The sequence below is a fragment of the Propioniciclava sp. MC1683 genome (assembly GCF_014164675.1).
Lineage (GTDB): Bacteria > Actinomycetota > Actinomycetes > Propionibacteriales > Propionibacteriaceae > Propioniciclava.
Genome location: NZ_JACJFX010000006.1, coordinates 59872 through 79445 on the forward strand (window position 1 = coordinate 59872; position 19574 = coordinate 79445).

A 19574-nucleotide genomic window follows, 5' to 3' on the forward strand; every position below is an offset into this window, starting at 1 on the left:
CGCCCACGGGCCGGCCGCGCCTACGCTGGAGCGCAACCTCCCTTCCCCGACGAGAGGCCCCGAAGGATCGTGCGCGAGAACAGGCTCAACCGCCAGCCGTCCGGCCGCGGCCGGTCGAGCAAGCGCACCCGTTCGCCCGAGGCCCCGGCGAAGAAGACCACCCCCCGCCTGAATCCGGCCGCCGCCGTCCGCAACTCTGCGATCGGGCGGGCCGCGGCGAAGCTGCCCAAGACGAATGCGCGGCTGGTCTTCACCCGCCGCGCGCTGATCCTGTTCGGCGTGCTCATCGTGCTCGCGGCCTCGTTCGCCGGCTCGCTGCGCGTGTGGGTCGTTCAGAGCCAGGACCTCGCGGCCGCCCAGGCCCAGATCGAGCAGCGCACCGCCCGCGTCGCCGAGCTCGAGAACGAGCTCGCCCGCTGGGAGGACCCGGCCTACGTCCGCGCCCAGGCCCGCAACCGCCTCGGCTGGGTCATGCCCGGCGAGATCGGCTACCGCGTGATCGGGGCCGACGGGCAGGTGATGTCGGGCACCACCGAGATCGAGGGCGTCGGCGAGGCGCAGACCAGCGACCTGGCCTCCCGGTGGTGGGACAAGCTGGCCGTCTCGATGCGGCAGGCCGACGAGCCGGACCCGCTGCCCCGCTAGGGTGGCGGGCGTGCCAGCACTCGAACCGGCCTCTGCGGCCGACGTCGCCGTCCTCGAACAGCAACTCGGACGCCCCCCGCGCGGCATCGCGGGCATCGCGTGGCGCTGCCCCTGCGGCAAGCCCGGCGTGGTCGCCACCGATCCCCGCCTGCCGGACGGCACGCCGTTCCCGACCACGTACTACCTGACCTGCCCGCGCGCGACGGCCGGCTGCTCGACGCTGGAGTCGCAGGGCGTGATGGCCGAGATGACCGACCGCCTCGCCGAGGACCCCGAGCTCGCCGCCGCCTACACCGCCGCCCACGAGGCCTACCTGGCCGACCGCGCCGCCCTCGGCGACGTCCCCGAGATCGCCGGCATCTCGGCGGGCGGCATGCCGACCCGCGTGAAGTGCCTGCACGTCCTCGTCGGGCACGCGCTCGCGGCCGGGCGGGGCGTCAACCCGCTCGGCGACGAGGCCGTGGACGCCCTCGGCGAGTTCTGGGCGCGCCCCTGCCTGGAGGGGGAGTGACCCCCGGAGCCGGCGCCCCCGTCGCCGCCATCGACTGCGGCACCAACTCGGTGCGCCTCCTGGTGGCCGCCGGCCCCGCGCAGGCACCGGTCGAGCTGGAGCGCACCCTGCGCATCACCCGCCTGGGCCAGGGCGTCGACGCGACCGGTGAGTTCCACCCCGACGCGCTCGCCCGCACCTTCGCGGCGTGCGACGAGTACGCGGCGGTCCTCGCTGCCCACGGGGTCGGCCGGTTGCGGTTCGTGGCCACCTCCGCCGCCCGGGACGCCGGCAACCGCGAGGAGTTCTTCGCCGGCGTGCGCGCCCGGCTGGGCGTCGACCCCGAGGTGATCTCGGGGGCCGAGGAGGCGCAGCTGTCGTTCGACGGCGCGCTGGGCGCCTCCCCCGAGGCCGCGCCGCCCGCCCTGGTCGTCGACATCGGCGGGGGATCGACCGAACTGGTGCTCGGGGCGTCCGGGCAGCCGGTGCGGGGCACCTCGCTCGACATCGGGTCGGTGCGCCTGCGCGAGCGCTTCCTGGCCTCCGACCCGCCGACCGCCGAGCAGGTGGCGGCGGCCACCGCGCACGTCGACGCCCTGCTGGACGCCTCGGGCATCGACCTCGCCGCCGCCCGCACGTGGATCGGAGTGGGCGGGACCGCCACCTCGCTGTCGGCCATCGTGCAGGGGTTGGAGACCTATGACCGGGCCCGCGTGCACGGCTCGACGCTGACGCGCGCCGATCTCACCGCGCTGGCGGACCGGCTGCTCGGCAGCACGGTGGCCGAGGTGCTCATCATCCCGACGATGGTTCCCGGGCGCGCCGACGTGATCTGCGCCGGCGCCCTCATCTGCGCGCGCGTGGCCGCACGCGTCGGGGTGGACCTCACGGTGAGCGAGTCCGACATCCTCGACGGGGTCGTCGCGCAGCTGCTCGCGGCAGCGCCGTAGACTCGGGCGCACGGCGTCCGGTCGCCGCCCCCGTGGCCCAACCGGCAGAGGCAGGCGGCTTAAACCCGCCCAAGTGCGGGTTCGAATCCCGCCGGGGGCACCCAGCGGCGGAGTACAGGGCCTGCTTGGTGGCGTGTCGTAGAATGATGTCGAGTCCACCAGAAAGGCGCGCACTCTGATGCAGAGCACCAACCCCATCTTCACGCGCAGCGAGCAGTTCTCGCACGCGGCACCCCAGTACGGCCAGCAGCAGCAGTACGGGCAGCAGCCGTACGGCGCGCCCCAGTACGGTGCCCCGGCGCCCTACGAGGCCCCCGGGCAGCCCACCCCGGGCGTCATGACCATCGACGACGTCATCACCAAGACGGCGATCACCCTCGGCGCGCTCATCGTGGCGGCCGCCATCACCTTCATGTTCCTGCCGCCGCAGTTCATGATGCCGGCCCTCATCGGCTCGGGCATCGTGGGCTTCGTCACGGTCCTCCTGGTCGGCTTCCGACGCCAGATCAACCCGGGCATGGTGCTCGTGTACGCCGCCATCGAGGGCGTCTTCATCGGTGCGTTCAGCCTGATGTTCGAGATCCTCTACCCCGGCATCGTGGTGCAGGCCGTGATCGGCACGTTCATCGCCGCGGGCGCGACGCTGGCCGCGTACAAGTTCCTGCGGATCAAGGTGACCAGCCAGTTCCGCAAGATCGTCACCATCGCGACCTTCGCCCTCGCCGGCACCCTGCTGGTGAACTTCGTCCTGGCGCTGTTCGGCACCAACCTGGGCCTGCGCTCGTTCGAGTTCACGCCGCTCGCCGGCATCATCTCGGCCATCGCGGTCGTCCTGGCCGTGGCCAACCTGATCATGGACTTCGACTTCGTCGAGCAGGGCATCCGCAACCGCCTGCCCGCCTCGGAGTCGTGGCGCGCGGCCTTCGGCCTCACCATCACCATGGTCTGGCTGTACACCGAGATCCTGCGGATCCTGTCGTACTTCCGCTCCAACTGACGCACGTCACACGAAGCCCCCTTCCGGTCATCCGGGCGGGGGCTTCGGCGTTCGGTGTCAGGCCGAGCGGCGCCGGCGGTAGCTGCGGACCAGGTCGTGGCCGTGCTTGCCCAGCAGGCTGCGGGCCCCGTTGATCCAGGCCACGTCGCGGAACGAGTGCACCGGCACCCACTGTGAGCTCGCGGTGGTGCCGCCGACGTCGTGGACGACGGGGTCGCGCGGGTTGTCGCACCGCGCGGCATAGATGAGCCGCACGGCGTGGAAGTCCTCGACGACGCCGCTGGGGGAGTGCCCGATCCAGTGGTCGGACTGCATGTCGAGGAACTGGGTGATCTCGATGTCCTGCCCGGTCTCCTCGAACACCTCGCGGGCCACGGCGGTCGCGGGGTTCTCGCCCGGGTCGATGCCCCCGCCGGGCAGGCCCCACATGCCGGGGACGGCCGTCCGGTCGGAGAACTCGGTCGCGAGCACGCCCCGGTCCGACACCACGAGGCCGTAGGCGGCCAGCCGCTGGCGCACGACGGGGCGTCCGGACATCTCACCGGGGCGCAGGGTCGTGCGCACGCGCTGGGGGCCGCGGGGCGTCACCGGACGCCCGTGCTCGGCGAGCTGCAGGGTGACGGTCAGGTCCTCGACCGTGCCGGCCGCCGAGAGCGGACGCAGCACGCGGTACCCGCCCTCCCACGCGACCTGGTACGGGTCCTCCCCGTGGCCGAGCGTGAAGGCGAGCACGGGCGTCCCGCCCGGTACCTCCACGCCGATGATCTGCACCTGCCCATCTTGGCGTGACCCGGAGAGGAACCCAAGCCGCCTCTCCGGGGCGGGCCCCGGTCGCACCCATCGTGCGCGGGGCGATGGGGCCGCTATGCTCAAACCCAGTTCCAGCAGCGACGATGGGGGCACGACGTGCAGTACAACCCGGGGGCACAGCTCGACCCCTCCTAGATGGGCGGTGGCGGCCGAGGCCGTGGCGGCACGATCGCCGTCGGCGGCGGGGCCAGCATCCTGATCATGATCCTTGCGCTGTTGTTCGGCTTCAACCCGGGCGACCTGCTCGGCGGCGGGGCTGCCCCGGCGCCCGGCCAGACCGACAACAGCCAGTACGCCCACTGCCAGACCGGTGCCGACATCGAGAGGGACCCGGAGTGCCGGTACGTGGCGTACACCAACTCGATCCAGAACTTCTGGTCGCAGACGCTGTCGGGCTACCAGGCCACCAAGACCGTGACCTTCGAGGGCGCCGTCAACACGGCGTGCGGCCAGGCCAGCGCGCAGGTCGGCCCGTTCTACTGCCCGGCCGACGCGACGGTCTACCTCGACAAGAGCTTCTTCCAGACCATGCTGCCCCAGCTGGGCGCGCAGGGCGGTGACGCCGCCGAGGCGTACGTGATCGCGCACGAGTACGGCCACCACATCCAGAACCTGACCGGCATCATGGGCAAGGTCCAGCAGCAGGGCCAGACCGCCGGCCCGAACTCGCCGGCCGTCCGCCTCGAGCTGCAGGCCGACTGCTACGCCGGTGCGTGGCTGCGCTACGCGTCCGGTTCGGCCGACAGCATCATCAGCGAGGTCACCCAGGACGACCTGGACCGCGCCGTGAACGCCGCCGAGGTCGTCGGTGACGACCACATCCAGCACATGCAGGCCGGCCGCGTCGACCCGAGCCAGTGGACCCACGGCTCCTCGCAGATGCGCAAGGAGTGGCTCGCCCAGGGCTTCAACTCCGGCGACCCGAACACCTGCAACACCTTCGCCGCGGGGGCGCTGGACTGATCGTCCGGACGCCGGCCCCGGCCGGGTGCCGACACTCACCAAGCTGACAACCGCGACACCGATGTCGGTGTCGCGGTTGTGCGTTCGGTGAGTGTCGCGTCGGTCGGGGGAGCCGGGGCTCAGTCGGGGAGCACCCGACCGGCGAGGTCGGTCACGAACGAGCGCTCGCCGACGGTGAAGTGCATGCGGGGGGTGGGTGCGTCGCCGCGGTCGTCGACGATGCAGCTCCACGGGGTGTCGAGGGTGAACTCCTCCTCGTCCTGGAGTGACTCCAGGACGCCCCACACGACGTCGGGGTCGACGAGCTGCGGGTCGAAGGTGTCGAGGTCCGATGCCTCGGTGCGAGGCGTCACGAGCACCGGCGTCCGGGCCGTGCGCTGGCGGCGCTCGAGGCCGTTGCCGGGCAGCTGGGGGGCGTCCAGGTAGACCCCGGTGCTGGACCCGAACCCCACCGCCGAGGCCACGTGGCGGTCGCCCACGGCGTCGGCGTAGCCCTCGCGCAGGCCCCACCGGCTGGTGAAGTCCAGGGTGGGCAGCAGCGTGCCGTCGGGGTGGAAGAACACCGCCCGCGACTCGGGGTTGGTCGAGACCGACATCGACACCAGCCCGCCGGAGTAGTCGACGATCTGCAGCGACTGTCCCTGCCGCGAGCCCGACACCGACTCGGCGGCCCGGAACAGCGCGCCGAGGTCGTCGAGGGCGAAGTCGTCGGGGTCGAAGGTGCGCTGGGCCACGTAGGTGATGTCGGTGGGCACCTCCTGCACGCGCCCGTCGCGCCACGCCCAGGTGCGCGGCTGGCCGGCCTTCAGCACGGCCACGGACGCGTCGTCGGCCGTCACGGTGACCATGACGGCCCGGTTCGCACCGGCCGTGGCGAGGATCTCGTCGACCAGGTCGCGGGCCGCGCCGGGGCGGGTCAGGTCGAGCAGCGGGGCCGGCGACGCGGACGCCGTGGGCGTGGGTTCGGCGGTGGGCCCGGCCGTGGGCCCGGGGCTCGCCGGGCCGCCCGGGGCGGGGGTCGTGAGCTCGGCCGGGGGCTGCAGTGCGCAGCCCGTCCCGACGACGGCCGCGAGCGCGAGGGCGGCGGCGCGGCGGGGCAGGGTCACCCTCGTGAGACTACCCCGCCGCGGTCGTCTCAGCGCACCAGGACGGCGGTGATCTCCTGCGCGACGCGGCCGGGCAGGGCCAGAGGGATCCCGTGGTCCGCGCCCTGCAGGGCGACCTCGGTGACGGCCCCGCCGTTGGCGCGGTAGGCGTCCAGCACGGCGCGGGTCTGCCGCACCATCGGCTGCGGCGGGAGGACGTCCTCGCCGGGCCAGCCCGGCACCGCGCCCATCTGGCCGAGCGTGGCCAGGTCGAACAGCGAGCCGTCGGCGACGACCTTGTCCTCGCTGCCGTGGATCCACACGACGGCGGGCTTGCGCTCGAGGTCGACGATGCCCGAGGCGTTGTAGTACTTCGGGCTCATGGTGTTCAGGACGCCCTTCTCACCGGTTGCGAGGCCGGGCCAGGTCTCGGACGGGACCGCGGTGCCGGGGTAGAAGTCGTCGCCGGTGCGGGTCTTGAGCAACTCGTCGGTGAGGAAGTCCTCGTCGATGTTGGCCGCGTTCTCGCCGCCGCCGTAGAACGTGCGCATCATGATGCGCGGGCTGGTCTGCGGGTCCTCGTCGCTGGCGTCCTTGGCGGCGAGGCGCTGGATGAACGCCGCGTTGGCCCCCGCCGCACCGCAGGCCGCGGCGTCCGGGGTGCAGGGCTCGCCGTTCGCGCCGCGCGTGCCGCCGAAACCGTACGGGGAGAGGGGCGCGATCAGCGTGACCGAGGCGAGGTCGTCGGGGTACTCGAGCATCATCTGCTGCAGGACGCCCGCGCCCATCGACCAGCCGGCGGAGTTGACCCGCTGCTGGCCGGCGAGGCCGAGCGCCTCGAGGAGGGCGTGGAGGTCGTCGGCCATGGCGCCCAGGCCGCGGGTGGCGTCGATGGGCTCGGCGTCGGTGTCGCCGTAGCCGCGCAGGTCGGGAGCGATGACGCGGACGTCGTCGCCGAACTCGGCCGCGGTGTACTTCCAGAACCCGCCCGAGCTGAGGTTGCCGTGGACGAGCAGCAGGGGGGTGCCGTCCTCGGGTCCGGAGGTCCAGACGTTCTGGGTCAGGCGGGCGGTCTCGATGCGCTGGGGCGTGAAGGTCATGGGACTCCTCGGGTCAGTGGGTGCCCCAATACTGAATGGTCATTCAGGTTTTGCGCAAGACCCCGTCACGACTCGACGAGTTCGCCCCGCTCGCGGAGGTCGGCGACGATCCGTGCGTGGAACTCCTCGTCGATCTTGTAGAAGCGCAGGTAGACGAGGTAGCTGGCCAGCATGAGCAGCATCGGGAAGCCCATCATCATCAGCCGCATGCCGAGCAGGCCGGCCTCGGTGACGTCGTCGGGGGTCCGGGCGGCGTTGATGCCGGTCATGATCAGGGTGGCGCCGACGATGGCCGTGCCGACCGCCCCGCCGATCTTGTTGATGAAGGGCTGCAGGGCGAACGTGACCGCGCCGTTGCGGTGGCCGAGCTTCCACTGGCCGTACTCGATGCAGTCGGTCAGGAACACGATCATCAGCACGATCACGAAGGACGCCCCGACGAACAGCAGCAGCCCCGCGATGCCGATGGGGATGATGTTCATCGGCGAGAAGAAGAAGACCACGTAGCCGAGGGCGACCAGGCCCATGGCGACGGAGAACAGCCGGCGCCGGCTGAAACGCTTGCGCAACAGCGGGAACAGCGCGAAGCCGAGCAGCTGCGCCACCCCCAGGATCGCCGCGAACGGGCTGAACATGTTCTCGTCGCGGTAGGCGTACTTGAAGAAGTAGACGCCGAACGAGGTCGTGGTGTTGTAGCCGACGAGGAACAGCACCATGGCCAGGGCGGTCCACAGCAGCTGGTCGTTGCGGCCGATCGCCCGCACCACGTCGCGGACGGTGGTGTGCGGCACCGGGCCCGACCGGGCGGGCTCGCGCACCCCGACCAGCGTGACCAGCTGGCCCAGGATCATGATCGCGACCGCGCCGATGGTGAAGGTCTGCCAGGCCCGGGCATCGCCGCCGAGGGCGTTGGTGACCGGGATGATCGCCACCACGATCGTGAACAGCCCGATCGTGGCGAACACCTTGGCCAGGGCGCCGAGCCGCTCGCGCTCGCGCTGGTCGAGGGTGAGGGAGGGCAGCATCGACCAGTAGCCGATGTCGTTCATCGTCCAGGCCAGGCCCCACGCCACGTAGACGACCGTGAACAGCACCACGTACCCGGGCCCGCGCAGGCCGAGGTCGGTGAACAGCAGGATCGTCACGAGGGCGACCGACATCATGCCCGCGACGATCCAGGGCTTGAACTGCCCCCAGCGGGTGTTGGTGTTGTCGATGATGCCGCCCATGACGATGTCGGTGAAGGCGTCGAAGATGCGGGCGGCGAGCAGGATCCCGTTGACCCACCACAGGGTGGCGTCGTCCAGGTCGAGCACCTCGGTGAGGTAGACGATCAGGAACAGCGCCATCAGCGAGTAGACCATGTCGCGGCCGACGGTGCCGATCGCGAAGCTCCACCGGTTGCGGCGGGTGGTGGTGGCGTCCATGGCGAGCAACCTACCGCCGGGGCGCGGCGCGGGACAGGAGCCCGCTCAGACCCCCGGCCAGATCGCGAAGCACACCAGCAGCAGGGTGCTCATGCCGACCTCGAGGAAGCCGATGTGCTTGGCCGACCAGTGCCGTCCGGGGATGAGCCAGGCACGCACGGTGCACAGCAGGAAGAACAGCGGCCACCACCACGCCGCGAGACCCGCGAACGCGAGCGGAACGGTCAGGATCGCCCACGCCCCGTGGTAGGCGACCGAGGCAACCATCCACTCCGGGCGCCCGCGCTCGCGGATGTTCGTCTTCACGTACAGCACGGTGCCGAAGAAGTAGGCGAAGACCAGCAGGGTCAGCAGCCAGGTGGGGCCGGCCTCGGGGCGGAGGGCGTCCAGCGCGTTGGGGTGGCGCGCGATCGGCACCATGAGGGACGCCGCGGCGATCGTCAGGCCGCCGCCCACCGTGGCCCGCTCGTTGCGCTGCGCGGCCAGCCACAGGGCCGGGAGCAGGAGGGGCACGAACGCCGGCGCCCAGGTCAGCAGGGGCCAGCCCGCCAGGAGCAGGGCGATCAGGCCGGACACGACGGAGGTCGCCCCGTAGACCGCGAGCGGCTTCACCCACTGGTGCTTGCGCTTCTGGGGCGCCTTGAGCCACCCCGAGGCGGCGTTGAAGGCGAAGTAGCCCAGCATCCAGCAGGCGAACAGTGGGATGAGGAACCACCCGGGCTCGCCGTCGCGCAGGCGCAGGTAGGTGCCCAGCAGGAACGGCACGACCAGCATCGCCCACGCGCCGTGCTGGTTCGGGACCCAGCCGGGGTCGCGCTTCTTCGTGCGGGGACGGGGGCGTGCGGCGGCGCGTGAGGTCACGACGCGTGCTCCTTCAGGACTCGGGCCACGATGTAGTGGCGGTCCTGGGCCTCGACGGTCGTCACGCCGATGTGGCGACGCAGTTCGGGCAGGTAGGGCAGGTGGGAGTTGAACACCATCCACATCTCGCCGCCGGGGCGCAGCACGGACGCCGCGGCCCGGATCATCGCCAGCGTGGGTCGGGAGTCCTTGGCCGCGCCGATGTGGAAGGGCGGGTTGGTGACCAGGAGGTCCACCGACTGCGAGCGGGTGCCGGCCAGCATGTCGGCGCGGCGCACGGCGACGCGGACGCGGTTGGTCCGGGCCGTGAGCCGGGTGGAGACCAGGGCCGAGAGCGAGGCGTCCACGCCCGTGGTGGCCCACCCGCGCTGGGCGAGCCACGTCGCGATGATGCCCGAGCCGCAGCCCAGGTCGAGCGCGACCCCGCGCGGCGGCCCGCCGTTGGTGACCGGCTCCCCGGCGGCCCGGGACAGCGTGCGCAGCAGCAGGTGGGTGCCGTCGTCGAGCCGGTTGGTGTTGAAGACGTTGCCGTGGGCCACCGCCGTGACCCCGACCTCGGGCAGGTACCGGCGCATCGGCCAGCGGGGCGGTGCCGGACGGGCGCCCGACGCGTGCAGCACCCGGCTCTTCTGGCGGCCCAGGCTGGCCGACACCGTGGTGAACTGGCGCGCCAGCGCCGTGTTGAACGCGACCGTCATGTGCTTGGTCCGGCCGCCCGCGACCACCCGGGCCGATGGGTCGAGCCGGGCGGCGAGGTACTCGGCGTAGTCCTCGACGGCCGCGACCGACTGCGGCAGCCGCCACAGCACGAGCTCGGGTGACTCCTCCGTGGTGAGGAACCCGGCCACCCGCAGGTGGGGCGGCACGGCCTCCAGGTCGCGCACGTCGTCGCACCAGGTCCGCACCAGAGCCCCTGCCTCGGTGGCCGCTTGGGTGAGCTCCCCGCCGACGTCGTCCAGCACGAGGACCCGGGCCGGGAGCGGGCCCGCCTCGTCCAGCATCAGGGAGGCGACCGGATCGAGGGGCATGGGGGCCATCGTATCGGCGTTCCAGCACGTGGACCGGGCGTCCGTGGTCCTGCGCACCGGCCCCGACCCACTACGGTGGGGGGTGGACAATCCGGGCGGACCGCTCCGCCGTCCGGGGCCCGACGGCCTGCACGTCGACGTGTTCGGAGCACATGAAGGAGAATCCAGTTCATGACTGACCAGACGAAGTACGTCTACGACCTCAACGAGGGCGACGCGTCGCTGAAGAGCCTGCTCGGTGGCAAGGGTGCCAACCTCGCCGAGATGAACCGCATCGGCGTCCCCGTTCCCGACGCCTTCACCGTGACGACGCAGGCCTGCGTGGCCGCGATGAACAACAACGGCGAGTGGCCGGCCGGCCTGCGCGAGCAGGTCGAGGCCGCCCTCGACCGCCTCGAGGAGCGCACGGGCAAGGTCCTCGGCTCGACCGAGAACCCCCTGCTGGTCTCCATCCGCTCCGGCGCCGTCTTCTCGATGCCCGGCATGATGGACACCGTCCTCAACCTCGGCATCTCCGACGACACCGTCGGCGCCGTCGCGGCCCTGGCCGACGGCAACGAGCGCTTCGCGTGGGACTGCTACCGCCGCTTCATCCAGATGTACGGCGAGGTCGTCGAGGGCGTCGACCAGTACGTGTTCGAGGACGCGCTGACCGAGGCCAAGGAGGCCAAGGGCGTCGCCAACGACACCGACCTGAACGCCGAGGACCTGAAGGCCCTCACGAAGAAGTTCAAGGAGCTCGCCGACGAGGCGCTCGGTGGCCACTGGACCACCGACCCCCGCGAGCAGCTGATGCGCGCCATCAACGCGGTGTTCCTGTCCTGGAACAACCCGCGCGCCGAGGTCTACCGCAAGGCCAACGGCATCTCCCGCGACCTGGGCACGGCCGTCAACGTCCAGCAGATGGTGTTCGGCAACCGCGGCGAGACCTCCGCCACCGGCGTGTGCTTCTCCCGCAACCCCTCCACCGGCGCCAAGGAGCTCTACGGCGAGTTCCTGACCAACGCCCAGGGCGAGGACGTCGTCGCCGGCATCCGCACCCCGCGCAACCTGGCCGAGATGGAGGACGTGCTCCCCGAGGCCTTCCACGAGCTGCTCGCCACCATGGACAAGCTCGAGCTGCACAACAAGGACCTCCAGGACATGGAGTTCACGATCGAGGACCGCAAGCTCTACATGCTGCAGACCCGCAACGGCAAGCGCACCGCCGCCGCCGCGGTGAAGTCGGCCGTCGACATGGTCGACGAGGGCCTCATCACCAAGGAGGAGGCGCTGCTGCGCATCAACCCCTCCGACCTGGACGCCCTCCTGCACCCCGCCATCGACCCCAACTTCAAGGCGACGGCGATCGTCAAGGGCCTGCCGGCCTCCCCGGGTGCCGCGGTGGGCGCGCTCTCCTTCAACGCCGACGACGCCGCCGAGCGCGGTGGCAAGGGTGAGAGCGTCATCCTGGTCCGCTACGAGACGACCCCCGACGACATCCACGGCGTCATGGTCTCCCAGGGCGTCCTGACCGCCCACGGCGGCATGACCTCCCACGCGGCCGTCGTCGCGCGCGGCATGGGCATCACCTGCGTCGCGGGTGCCCCCGGCATCAAGATCGACCCCAAGGGCGAGACCGTCACCATCGGCGACAAGACCTACGGCACCGGCGACACGCTGACGCTGAACGGCACCACCGGTGAGGTCTTCGAGGGCGCGGCCCCGCTCGTCCCGCCGTCGATCAACGAGGACTTCGAGCAGGTCGGCGCCTGGGCCGACGAGTACCGCCGCCTCGGCGTCCGCGCCAACGCGGAGAACTTCGAGGACGCCTCCAAGGCCCGCGAACTGGGCGCCGAGGGCATCGGCCTGGCCCGCACCGAGCACATGTTCATGGCGGCGGACCGCCTCCCCAGCGTGCGCAAGATGATTCTCGCCACCAACGAGGAGGAGCGCGCCGCGGCGCTGGAGGAGATCCTCCCGCTGCAGCAGGCCGACTTCGAGGAGATCTTCTCGGCGATGAAGGGCCTGCCGGTCACGGTGCGCCTGCTCGACCCGCCGCTGCACGAGTTCCTCCCGAACATCGTCGACCAGTCGCTGCTGGTGCAGAAGCTCGAGCTGACCGGTGGCTCGGAGGAGGACCTGGCCAGGGAGCGCACGCTGCTGGCCCAGGTGAAGAGCCTCCACGAGCAGAACCCGATGCTCGGCACCCGTGGCTGCCGCCTCGCGATGCTCTACCCGTCGATCCCCGAGATGCAGGCCCGCGCCATCATCCGTGCGGCCCTGGCCGTCCAGGAGCGCGAGGGCGAGACCGCGGGCATCGAGATCATGGTCCCGCTCGTGGTGATCAAGAAGGAGCTCGAGGTCCAGCGCGACATCGTCGTGAAGGCCGTCGAGGACGAGTTCGAGAAGGCCGGCAAGCGCCTCGACTACACGGTCGGCACGATGATCGAGATCCCGCGCGCGGCCCTGACCGCGAACGAGATCGCCGAGGCCGCGGACTTCTTCTCCTTCGGCACCAACGACCTCACCCAGACCGGCATCGGCATCAGCCGTGACGACGCCGAGGCGGGCTTCCTGGGCCACTACGTGGACGCCGAGGTCATGAGCAAGAACCCGTTCGAGTCCCTGGACCAGTCCGGCGTCGGCCAGCTGGTCGAGATGGGCGTCGAGAAGGGCCGTTCCACCAAGCCGGGCCTGAAGACCGGCGTGTGCGGTGAGCACGGTGGCGACCCCGAATCCGTGGAGTTCTTCCACCGCGCGGGCCTCGACTACGTCTCCTGCTCCCCGTTCCGTGTGCCGATCGCCCGCCTCGCGGCGGCGCGCGCGGCGCTGCGCGAGCAGTGACCAGCTGACACGAGCACCACAGCGACGGCCCCGGGTTCCGACCCGGGGCCGTCGGCCGTTCCCGGACGCCGTGGGCACCGGATGGCAGCCACCCGGCCCGGGCGCTACCCTGCGATCGAGGGGGGAGTGCAGTGCCGGACTACCGCATCGAGCCGCCGCGCCACACGCGGGGTGAGCAGCTCGCCTCGGCGTGGGACGCCGTGAGCGGGCACGTGATCAGCTTGAAGGGGCTGTGGCCGACGCCGGCCGACTACGCGCAGCTGCCGCGCACGTGGCGCCGCGACCTCATGGCCGGGCTCACCGTGGGCATCGTCGCGCTGCCGCTGGCGCTCGGCTTCGGCGTGGCCTCCGGCATGGGCGCGACTGCCGGGCTGGTCACCGCGATCATCGCGGGCATCGTCGCCGCGGTGTTCGGCGGGAGCCACCTGCAGGTGTCGGGCCCGACCGGGGCGATGACGGTCGTCCTGCTCCCGGTGATCGCGGCCTACGGGGTCGAGAGCGTCCCGGCGCTGGCGATCCTGGCCGGGATCATGGTGATCCTGATGGGCATGACGGCCCTCGGGCGGTCGGTCGACCTCATCCCGCTACCCGTGGTGGAGGGGTTCACCGCCGGCATCGGGGTGATCATCTTCCTGCAGCAGCTGCCCCTCGTGCTGGGCTCGGAGAAGGGCGAGGGTGAGTCCTCGCTGGTGTCGGCGTGGAACACCATCGCCGGCACCGACTGGGCCGCGGCGGTCGCGCCGCTGGCGATCATGGCGCTGGTCGTCGCCCTCCACCTGGTGGGCGAGAGGGTGGCCCGCGGCGTCCCGTTGTCGCTGGTGGCGATCATCGTGGCGACGGTCGTGGCCGAGCTGATGTCCCTCGACGTGGCGCGGATCGGCGCGCTCCCGACCTCCCTGCCCGCGCCCAGCCTGCCCAGCTTCGACTGGCGCACGATCCAGGGCCTGGCCGCCCCCGCCCTGGCCGTGGCCGCGCTCGCGGCGCTGGAGTCGCTCCTGTCGGCGCGCGTCGCCGACGGGATGGTCCCCGACGTCACCCGCACAAACCCTGACCGCGAGCTGGTCGGCCAGGGGCTGGCCAACGTGGCCTCGGGCCTGTTCGGCGGCCTGCCCGCGACGGGCGCGATCGCCCGCACCGCGGTCAACGCCCGAACCGGCGGACGCACCCGGCTCGCGGTGGTGTTCCACGCGGTCGTGCTGCTGGGCGTCATGGTGTTCGCCTCCCCGATCGTGGCCCGCATCCCGATGGCGGCCCTCGGCGGGGTGCTCGTGATGACCGCGCTGCGCATGGTCAGCCTCAAGGCGCTGCGCCCGGTCATGGCCGCGACGCGCGCCGACCGCAACACCCTGCTGCTCACCTTCGCCGCGACCGTCGTGCTCGACCTGGTCATGGCGGTGCTGCTCGGCTTCGCGATGGCCGCCGTCATGAGCCTGCGGCACATGGCGTCGTACTCGGCGGTGTTCCGCCAGCACCTGCCCGCCGACACCCGCGAGGGCTGGATCGACCTGCTGCCCGAGCAGGAGTCGATGCGGCACCGCATCGCCATCTACCGCGTCGACGGGGCCCTGTTCTACGGTGACGCCCGCCGCTTCGTCGAGGAGATCGAGGCGGTCGAGGACGGTGTGGACGCCGTGATCGTGCGTTGCCACCGGATGAACGTGTTCGACGCCTCGGGCGCCGAGGCGCTGGCTGACGTGGCCCGGGCCCTCGCACGCCGTGGCGTCGGCCTGGTCGTGCAGGGCATGACGCCCAGCCAGGTGCAGACCGCGCTCCTCATGGTGGGCCTCCCGGCCGACCGGTACGTCCGCGAGCTGTCCCGGGCCCTCGACATCGCGGTGGGCGACGTCCGCGCGCGGGACGCCGACCCGGCCGGCGGCCGGGGTCAGTAGCCCTCGGACGTCCCCCCGTCGAGCACCGCGCGGGTGCCGGAGAGGCCCAGGCGGGTGGCGCCGGCGGCAACCATGGCCTGCGCGGCGTCCCAGTCGCGGATGCCACCGGACGCCTTGACGCCGAGGCGCCCGCCGACGGTTTGCGCCATGAGCGCGACCGCGTGCTCGGAGGCGCCACCGGAGGGGTGGAAGCCGGTGGAGGTCTTCACGAAGTCGGCGCCGGCGGCCTCGGCGGCCGTGCAGGCGGCCACGATCTCGTCGTCGGTCAGGGCCGCCGACTCGATGATGACCTTGAGGATGCCCGGGGCAGGGACGGCGTCGCGCACGGCGCGGATCTCGTCCTCCGTGTGGGTGGCGTCGCCGGACTTCAGCGCCCCGATGTCGATGACCATGTCGACCTCGTCGGCGCCGTTGCGGACGGCCTCGGCGGCCTCGAACGCCTTCGTCTCGGGGGTGTGCTTGCCCGAGGGGAAGCCGACCACCGTGGCGACCTTCACGCGCGGCGAGAACGGCAGCGGCAGCATGGAGGGGGAGACGCAGATGGAGTAGGTGCCCAGGTCTGCGGCCTCGGCGGCGAGGGCCTCCACGTCGGCGGCCGTGGCCGTCGGGGACAGCAGGGTGTGGTCGACGAGGCGGGCGAGTTCGGTCCGTTCGAGCATGGGCGCCAGCCTAACGCTACGCCCAGCCGTGCTCGCGGGCGACGCGGGCCGCCTCGTGCCGGGTGGCCGCGTGCAGCTTGCCCATGGCCGAGCTGAGGTAGTTGCGCACGGTGCCCGGGGACAGGTGGAGGCGCGCGGCGATCTCCTCGACGGGCGCCCCGTCACCGGCGGCCGCCAGCACGTCGGCCTCGCGCGCGGTGAGCGGGGAGTCGCCGGCCGCGATGGCGTCGGCGGCCAGTTCGGGGTCGACGTGGCGCCCGCCCGCGTGCACGGTGCGGATCACGGCGGCCAGGCCCGACCCCGAGATCGTCTTCGGCACGAATCCGCGCACGCCGACCGCGAGCGCCTGCTTCAGGTGCCCGGGCAGCCCGTGCGAGGTGACGATCACGCAGGCGCACCCCGGCAGCTCGGACGCCAGCGCCGCGGCCACCTCGGTCCCCGAGAGCCCCGGCATCTGCAGGTCGAGCACGGCGACGTCGGGGGCGTGCTTGCGGGCGACGGCCAGCGCCTCGTCGCCCGAGGCGGCCTGCGCGACGACCTCGAGGTCGTCCTCGAGGCCCAACAGCGAGACGAGCGCCTCGCGGATGAGGTGCTCGTCGTCGGCAACGACGATACGGATCACGCGCCCTCCTCGGCGACCTCCAGACGGGCCAGGGTGGCGGCGTCCACGGTCGCGGTGAGCACGAAGCTACCGTCCCGCTGCTCGGCGTGCAGCGACCCACCGACCTCGGCGAGGCGTTCGGCCAGGCCCGCCAGGCCCGAGCCCGCGGCGTCCGGACGCCCCGGGCGGGGGCGGTCGTTGGTGACGGTGAGCGTCGCCGCTGCCCCGTCGCGGTGGACCGCGATGCCGGCGTCGGTGGCGTCCGAGTGCCGCAGGACGTTGGTGGCCGCCTCGCGGACGACCCAGCCGAACGCGCGGCTGACCGGTGCGGGCAGGGTCGCGGCGGTGGTGGTGGAGACCCGGACCCCCGCGGACTCCAGCAGCGCCCGCGCGCCGGCCACCTCGGCGGCCAGGTCGGCCGCGCGGTAGCCGCGCACCACGTCGCGGACCTCGGCGAGGGCGTCCGTCGCGATGGCCTGCACCTCGCGCATGGTGGCGGCGGCCTCGGGACGCCCCGCGTCGGCCTGGCGTGCCCCGAGTTCGGCCTTGAGCGCGACCGCGGAGAGGGTGCGGCCGAAGACGTCGTGCAGGTCGCGGCTGAAGCGCAGGCGCTCCTCGGTGACGGCCAGGCGGGCGCCGTCGACGCGGGCGCGTTCGAGCTCACGGGTGGTGGCCAGCACGTTGAGGAACATCTGGGCGAAGCCCACGACCACGGCCGCGACAAACCCCACCCAGTAGGCGGCGGTGATCTGGGGGACCCGCTGCTCGGGGTCCGAGGAGGTGAGGGTGCCCCAGAGGGCGGCCTCGGCCAGCACGATCGCGACCAGGCCGACCAGCACGGGGCGGACCGGACGTCCCGAGGCGCGTGGCAGGGCCAGCAGGGGCAGGGCGAGGGCGCCGCCCAGGTAGCCGGGGACCGTGATCGCGCTGAACAGGTCCCGCCAGCCCGGCGTCCCGGCCAGCAGGACGGTGGCTACCGACGCCACCGCCCAGACCGCCACCACCGGGGTCAGGCGGCCGACGCGTACGGCGTCCCAGCCGCTGGGTGGGAGCAGGTCGGCGTCGCGCAGTGCCGTGTGCAGCACCGACAGCCCCGCGAGAGAGGCCACCACCGTGGCGGCGATGAACGCGATGCGGATCGCCACCGGCCAGGGCCCGAAGGCCGTGGACAGGGCGAGGATCGGCGCGAGCGGGAAGGCCCAGTGCAGGCTGTTGTAGACATAGCTCTCGGTGCGCTTCACGCCCTGACTGACGGTGCTCATGGTCACTCCTCTCCTCGCGGCTGCGAGCCTAGCCGCGCGGGTCCCAGCGGAAGCCGCGCAGGCCGGCGTAGAGGGCCAGGGCGGTCCACAGCAGCATCGGCAAGATCATGCCGGTCGTCGCGCCCACCAGGGCGCCCCCGGCCAGCGCCTCCCCCGAGGTGCCGGTGCCGAGGTGGGCCAGGTTGATGAGGTCGATCACCGGCGTCATGGGCAGCCAGTGGGCGAAGCGCTGCACCACGTCCGGCAGGATCGTGAGCGGCAGCGAGAAGCCCGACAGCAGCATCGCGACGAGGATCAGCGGCATCGTCGTCAGCTGGGCCGACTCGACGGTCCGCGTCCAGGTGGCGCTCCAGATGGCCAGGGCCGTCCAGGTGGCGGCGCCGCCGACGACGGCGAGGACCAGCGCCCACGGGTGGGCGAACGGGGTGCCGAGGGCGACGGCGCCCCCGATGGCGAGCCCGGACTGGACGAGGAACAACGCCAGCAGGGGGACGGCGGGGGCCAGCAGGATCTCCAGCGGCGTGGGCTCGCCGGCCACCAGGCGCTTCAGCACGAGCTGCTCGCGGCGCGCCACCAGCGAGGTGACCATCGTGAAGTACAGGACGAACATCAGTGCGCTGCCGACCATCATCATGGTCAGGACGACGCCGAGGGCGGCGCGGTCCATCGACAGCCCCGAGAACGCGAAGGCAATCAGCGGCGGCATGGCGACCGCGGTGAACAGGGCCGTCCGGTTGCGGACGAGGATGCGGCTCTCGGCGGCGACCAGCGCGCCGAAGCGGCGCCAGAAGCTGCCGCGGGCGGCCGGGGCGGAAGTCGCGGCGTCAGGTCGGGTGGTGGCGGTGGTGATGGTCATCGTGGGTCTCCTTGTCGGGGTGGGGTCAGGCGTTGGTGAGCGGCCGGTCGGCGACGGCGAGGAACACCTGCTCCAGCGAGGCGACACGGGCGTTCAGCGAGCCCAGCGGCTCGTCGCCGGCCCAGGCCAGGACGCGGGCGAGGGTGTCCTGCAGGGTGGGGGTCTCGATCACGACCTCGTCGGTGACGTGGACGCGGCCGCCGGGGGTCTCGAGGCGGGCCAGGTCGAGGTGCTCTGGCCGGGTGAACGTGATGCGCGAGGGCGTGTCGGCGACGATCTCGGCGAGCGTGCCCTCGCGGGCGATGACGCCGGCGTGCATGATCGCGATCCGGTCGGCGAGCTGCTCGGCCTCCTCGAGGTAGTGCGTGGTGAGCAGGACGGCGCTGCCGCGCTCGACCAGGCCGGTGACCAGCCCCCAGATGGTGCGGCGGCTCTCGGGGTCCAGGCCGGTGGTGGGTTCGTCGAGGATGAGCACCTCAGGGTCGGCCATCAGCGCCAGCGCGACGTCGAGGCGACGGCGCTCGCCGCCCGAGAGCTTGTTGGTCTCCACGTCGGCGCGGCCCGCGAGGTCGACCGCTTCGAGCATGGCGTCGACCGGCAGCGGGCGGGTCAGGGTGCCGTGCCACAGGCGCGCCATCTCGGCGACGGTCAGGGCGGAGGGGAAGCCCGAGCTCTGCAGGACGACGCCCGTGCGGAACCGGACGCGCCCGCGCTCGGCCACCGGGTCGTGGCCCAGCACCCGGATCACACCGGCGGACGGCCTCGCCAGCCCCTCGATGAGCTCGACCGTCGAGGTCTTGCCCGCCCCGTTCGTGCCGAGCAGCGCGAACAGCTCGCCGCGGCGCACGGTCAGGTCGACGCCGCGGACCGCCTCGAACTCCGCGGTCGGGACCCGGCGCCCCGTGAGGAGGTTGCGGCGGGATGCCGTGGTGTAGCTGCGGCGCACGCCGGACAGGACGATCGCCTCGTCGGTGCGGGCGGCGCCGGGGGCGGTGGGCATGTGGGCTGTCGTGGTCATGCATCCAGACTCGCCCCGGATCGCGCCGGCCCCCAGTGCTGCGCTTCACCACTTCACCATGACAAACCTCACACCACACCGCCGAGGGCCTGGGTCGCCCTCGGGAA

18 protein-coding genes and 1 tRNA gene are annotated in these 19574 nt (G+C 72.4%); 8 read left to right on the forward strand and 11 right to left on the reverse strand.

Annotation, left to right across the window (positions count from 1 at the left end; all coding sequences use genetic code 11):
* Window positions 1-69 precede the first annotated feature (69 nt).
* The 5 genes from H5397_RS05235 (at window position 70) to H5397_RS05255 (ending at window position 3082) form a co-directional block, all read left to right on the forward strand.
* A complete protein-coding gene (locus H5397_RS05235; protein WP_182815359.1) occupies window positions 70-645 on the forward strand; it encodes a septum formation initiator family protein in 576 nt (191 codons plus the stop codon).
* 10 nt (window positions 646-655) lie between these two features.
* Window positions 656-1156 (forward strand): DUF501 domain-containing protein, encoded by a 501-nt coding sequence (locus H5397_RS05240; protein ID WP_182815361.1) that lies wholly within the window; start codon window positions 656-658, stop codon window positions 1154-1156.
* The gene (locus H5397_RS05245; protein WP_182815363.1) at window positions 1153-2085 is read left to right on the forward strand and encodes a Ppx/GppA phosphatase family protein; all 933 of its coding nucleotides are present in this window, start codon (window positions 1153-1155) and stop codon (window positions 2083-2085) included. Before H5397_RS05240 ends, H5397_RS05245 begins: the two co-directional genes overlap by 4 nt.
* Window positions 2086-2111: 26 nt before the next feature.
* Window positions 2112-2185 (forward strand) — tRNA-Leu (locus H5397_RS05250).
* Window positions 2186-2263: 78 nt separating this feature from the next.
* Complete coding sequence (locus H5397_RS05255) at window positions 2264-3082, forward strand: Bax inhibitor-1/YccA family protein (RefSeq protein ID WP_182815365.1); 819 nt, start codon at window positions 2264-2266, stop codon at window positions 3080-3082.
* A 57-nt stretch (window positions 3083-3139) separates the two neighbouring features.
* Here H5397_RS05255 and H5397_RS05260 read toward each other — a convergent pair whose 3' ends face one another.
* A complete protein-coding gene (locus H5397_RS05260) occupies window positions 3140-3853 on the reverse strand; it encodes an NUDIX domain-containing protein (RefSeq protein ID WP_243760802.1) in 714 nt (237 codons plus the stop codon).
* 174 nt (window positions 3854-4027) lie between these two features.
* Between H5397_RS05260 and H5397_RS05265 the strand changes: the two genes are divergently transcribed.
* A complete protein-coding gene (locus H5397_RS05265) occupies window positions 4028-4855 on the forward strand; it encodes a neutral zinc metallopeptidase (RefSeq protein ID WP_182815367.1) in 828 nt (275 codons plus the stop codon).
* Between the two features lie 119 nt (window positions 4856-4974).
* Here the strand turns inward: H5397_RS05265 and H5397_RS05270 are convergent, their stop codons facing one another.
* From H5397_RS05270 to H5397_RS05290, 5 genes are all read right to left on the reverse strand, one after another.
* Window positions 4975-5961, reverse strand: coding sequence for a hypothetical protein (locus tag H5397_RS05270; RefSeq protein ID WP_182815369.1), 987 nt, complete (start codon window positions 5959-5961; stop codon window positions 4975-4977).
* Window positions 5962-5990: 29 nt separating this feature from the next.
* Window positions 5991-7040, reverse strand: coding sequence for an alpha/beta fold hydrolase (locus H5397_RS05275; RefSeq protein WP_182815370.1), 1050 nt, complete (start codon window positions 7038-7040; stop codon window positions 5991-5993).
* 65 nt (window positions 7041-7105) lie between these two features.
* A complete protein-coding gene (locus tag H5397_RS05280; RefSeq protein WP_182815372.1) occupies window positions 7106-8467 on the reverse strand; it encodes a glycoside-pentoside-hexuronide (GPH):cation symporter in 1362 nt (453 codons plus the stop codon).
* Window positions 8468-8512: 45 nt separating this feature from the next.
* A complete protein-coding gene (locus H5397_RS05285; RefSeq protein WP_182815374.1) occupies window positions 8513-9328 on the reverse strand; it encodes a YwiC-like family protein in 816 nt (271 codons plus the stop codon).
* The gene (locus H5397_RS05290; protein WP_182815376.1) at window positions 9325-10356 is read right to left on the reverse strand and encodes a class I SAM-dependent methyltransferase; all 1032 of its coding nucleotides are present in this window, start codon (window positions 10354-10356) and stop codon (window positions 9325-9327) included. Before H5397_RS05290 ends, H5397_RS05285 begins: the two co-directional genes overlap by 4 nt.
* Window positions 10357-10527: 171 nt before the next feature.
* On the opposite strand from H5397_RS05290, the gene ppdK reads away from it, so the two are divergent.
* Window positions 10528-13182 (forward strand): pyruvate, phosphate dikinase, encoded by a 2655-nt coding sequence (gene ppdK, locus H5397_RS05295; RefSeq protein ID WP_182815378.1) that lies wholly within the window; start codon window positions 10528-10530, stop codon window positions 13180-13182.
* Between the two features lie 131 nt (window positions 13183-13313).
* Window positions 13314-15071, forward strand: coding sequence for a SulP family inorganic anion transporter (locus H5397_RS05300; RefSeq protein WP_182815380.1), 1758 nt, complete (start codon window positions 13314-13316; stop codon window positions 15069-15071).
* On the opposite strand, the gene deoC is transcribed toward H5397_RS05300, so the two are convergent.
* From deoC to H5397_RS05325, 5 genes are read right to left on the reverse strand one after another with little or no spacing between them, the layout of a single operon-like run.
* Entirely contained in the window at window positions 15065-15730 is a 666-nt protein-coding gene (deoC, locus tag H5397_RS05305) for a deoxyribose-phosphate aldolase (RefSeq protein ID WP_182815382.1), read from the reverse strand. The genes H5397_RS05300 and deoC overlap by 7 nt on opposite strands.
* Before the next feature lie 16 nt (window positions 15731-15746).
* Window positions 15747-16352: a DNA-binding response regulator gene (locus tag H5397_RS05310; protein ID WP_182815384.1), complete on the reverse strand. Its 606-nt coding sequence runs from the start codon at window positions 16350-16352 to the stop codon at window positions 15747-15749.
* Window positions 16349-17593, reverse strand: coding sequence for a histidine kinase (locus H5397_RS18775; RefSeq protein WP_182815386.1), 1245 nt, complete (start codon window positions 17591-17593; stop codon window positions 16349-16351). The genes H5397_RS05310 and H5397_RS18775 overlap by 4 nt, the downstream gene beginning before the upstream one ends.
* A gap of 28 nt (window positions 17594-17621) precedes the next feature.
* Window positions 17622-18449, reverse strand: a complete 828-nt coding sequence (locus H5397_RS05320; RefSeq protein ID WP_182815387.1) for an ABC transporter permease — start codon at window positions 18447-18449, stop codon at window positions 17622-17624.
* A gap of 25 nt (window positions 18450-18474) precedes the next feature.
* Window positions 18475-19467, reverse strand: coding sequence for an ABC transporter ATP-binding protein (locus H5397_RS05325; protein WP_220492025.1), 993 nt, complete (start codon window positions 19465-19467; stop codon window positions 18475-18477).
* Window positions 19468-19574 lie beyond the last annotated feature (107 nt).